The 343-nt window shown below is 63.0% G+C and carries 1 protein-coding gene; it reads left to right on the top strand.

From position 1 onward, the window contains the following. On the top strand, positions 1–343 hold a 343-nt coding region (locus EGN72_RS19045; protein WP_199743672.1), incomplete at both ends, for a hypothetical protein.

Below are 343 nucleotides of genomic sequence, written 5' to 3'. Positions count from 1 at the left end.
GCCTTCCTCTATCAAGTCCGTGGCCGATATGCCCGAACCGCCCGCATCGAGAGCGGCGCTGGCAATGTTGCGCGCGCATATCAGCAACCCGAAGATCAATCTGGCCGGTCCGGATTACCGCTGGGCCGCCGCCTATGATCCGACCGATTACCTGCACTTTACTGGCCAAGGCTATGCGCAGATCGGCCAAACCGCTGCCCGCGCCTTGCTGCAAGCAACATGCACCGCCGCACAAAAGAGCCGGGCAACCTATATCACCGCCGCCACGGCCACCGGCGCGACCGTCGTGTTGACCTATAGCGTGCCTTACGGAACGCTGGCGCTCGATAGCGCGAATGTGCGG

The sequence above is a fragment of the Pseudorhodobacter sp. E13 genome, from assembly GCF_003991405.1.
Lineage (GTDB): Bacteria > Pseudomonadota > Alphaproteobacteria > Rhodobacterales > Rhodobacteraceae > Pseudorhodobacter.
The sequence above is the reverse complement of the archived record's forward strand: the minus strand, read 5'-3'. Positions and strand labels throughout refer to the sequence as shown.